This is a genomic window from Nonomuraea aurantiaca (assembly GCF_020215705.1).
Taxonomy (GTDB): Bacteria; Actinomycetota; Actinomycetes; order Streptosporangiales; family Streptosporangiaceae; genus Nonomuraea; species Nonomuraea aurantiaca.
The window spans coordinates 1-2,333 of sequence record NZ_JAIWNB010000098.1; the positions used below are offsets into that span (position 1 = coordinate 1).

1 protein-coding gene is annotated in these 2,333 nt (G+C 66.1%); it reads left to right on the top strand.

Features of this window, described 5'->3' with window-relative positions; genetic code table 11:
• Nucleotides 1-438: 438 nt before the first annotated feature.
• Nucleotides 439-2,226, top strand: a complete 1,788-nt coding sequence (locus LDL49_RS56300; protein ID WP_225303168.1) for a reverse transcriptase/maturase family protein — start codon at nucleotides 439-441, stop codon at nucleotides 2,224-2,226.
• The last annotated feature ends 107 nt before the right edge of the window (nucleotides 2,227-2,333 follow it).

Consider the following 2,333-nt stretch of genomic DNA (forward strand, 5'->3'; position numbering starts at 1 on the left):
AAGGGGACAACAGCATGTCAGGAAACCTGGCGACCGGGCCCAGTGGTCAGGGGCGGGGTGCCGGGGGGACCCGCGTGATATGGCGAAAGCTGGATTGCCTGAAGCCCAATCTCCAGTCGATGCAAGTTCCCATCCACCGGAAAGACCACCGAAACCGGTGCCGTGCTCTGCGACGGGGTCTAGCGTTTCCCGCCGCAACCTCCGGAGCACGGGGCGACGCCCAGCGAGGGTGTTGAAGGAGATGAGTGGGACGCCTACGTCACGCTGTCACGTGCAACAGAGATGAATCGCGGGATCGCCTACCGGGCGCGAGCCCCACGGCGACGGAGGCCCCGTAGTAGTCGCCGGAGTCACGACCGGCCAGGGAGGGCGGGAAAGCCGCCCGCAGGGCGAAGGGGGTCAGGTGATGGGACACCTCAGGGTCGGGAGGTATGCGTAATGCAGAGCGCCGCAACGGTGCTGGGTGTCCTGCGTGAGCGCGGCAGGCGTGGCCTGCCGGTGAACGAGCTGTATCGGCAACTGTTCAATCCGCAGTTGTATCTGCTGGCCTACGGACGCATCTACGCCAACCACGGCGCGATGACACCCGGGGTCACACAGGAGACCGTGGACGGCATGTCCCAGGCGAAGATCGGCCGGATCATCGAGGCCATGCGCCACGAGCGCTATCGGTTTCGCCCGGTGCGGCGGGTGCACATCCCCAAATCGAGCGGGAAGACGCGCCCGCTGGGACTGCCGACCTGGTCGGACAAACTCGTCGGGGAGGTGGTGCGACTGCTGTTGGAGGCGTATTACGAGCCGACGTTCTCCGACCGGTCCCACGGGTTCCGGCCGGGGAGAGGCTGTCATACCGCGTTGCGGGAGATCGCCAACACCTGGACCGGGACGGCCTGGTTCATCGAGGCGGACATCGCCGACTGCTTCGGATCCTTAGATCACGACCTGATGATCAAGATCCTGTCGGAGAAGATCCACGACAACCGGTTCCTGCGGCTGGTGCGCAACATGCTCACGGCCGGATACCTGGAGGATTGGAAATGGGGCGCCACCCTGTCCGGGGCTCCCCAAGGCGGGGTTGCCTCGCCGATCCTGTCCTCGATCTACCTGCGCAAACTCGACCAGTTTGTCGAGACGGTTCTGATTCCGGAGTACACCCGCGGGGACCGCAGGGCGCGCAACCCTGCCTACCTCGATCTGCAGAACCGGCTGGCCAAAGCCCGCCGCCGCGGCGACCGGGCGCAGGCCCGCGCGCTACGGCGACACATGGTCAGCCTGCCCAGCTCCGACCCGGACGATCCGGGCTATCGGAGGCTGCGCTACTGCCGATACGCAGATGATCATCTGCTCGGGTTCACCGGGCCCAAGGCCGAGGCCGAGGCCGAGGAGATCAAACAGCGCCTGGCGACCTTCCTGCGCGACGAACTCAAGCTGGAACTCTCCCAGGACAAAACGCTGATCACCCACGCCCGGACCGGCGCGGCGCGCTTCCTCGGCTACGAGATCATCGTCCAGCACAACAGCCGCAAGACCACCCGCCGTCGCAGGACGGTCAATGGGCAGGTCGCTCTGCGGGTGCCGCTGGACGTGATCAAGGCCAAGTCTGCCCCCTACCTGCAACACGGCAAACCCGCCAAGCAGAAGGCCCTGACCGACGGCAGCGACCACACCATCGTCGCCACCTACGGGGCCATCTACCGGGGCATCGTCCAGTACTACCTGCTGGCCGGAGACGTCCACCGGCTTCACCGGCTGCGCTGGGTCATGGAGACCTCCATGCTCAAGACCCTGGCGGGCAAGCACCGCTCCTCGGTGTCGAAGATGGCGGCCAGATTCAAGGCCAAGGTCCAGACACCGCAGGGCATCCGCACCTGTTTCGAGGCGCGGATCGAGCGCGACGGCAGGCAGCCACTGGTCGCGCGGTTCGGTGGCCTACCACTCCACCGGCAACGGTCGGCGGCGGTCACCGACCGTCAGCCGATCCGGGTCGATTATCCGCACAAGGAGATCGTCCAACGGCTCCTGGCGGATACCTGCGAGATCTGCGGGCAAACGGGTGAGGTGCAGGTCCATCACATCCGCAAGCTCGCTGACCTCGGCATACCCGGCCCACTCCAGCCCCACTGGGCCAAGGCCATGGCCAACAAGCGGCGCAAGAGCCTCGTGGTCTGCACCGCCTGCCATGGCCACATCCACACGGGGCAGCCAGCCCTACCGCTCACGCAGTAGTCACTGGAGAGCCGGATGATCGGGAAACCATCACGTCCGGTTCGGCGGGAGGCCGCGCAGAAAAGGACCAGCTCAACGCTGACACCTCGCTGCGCGGCCGACCCATC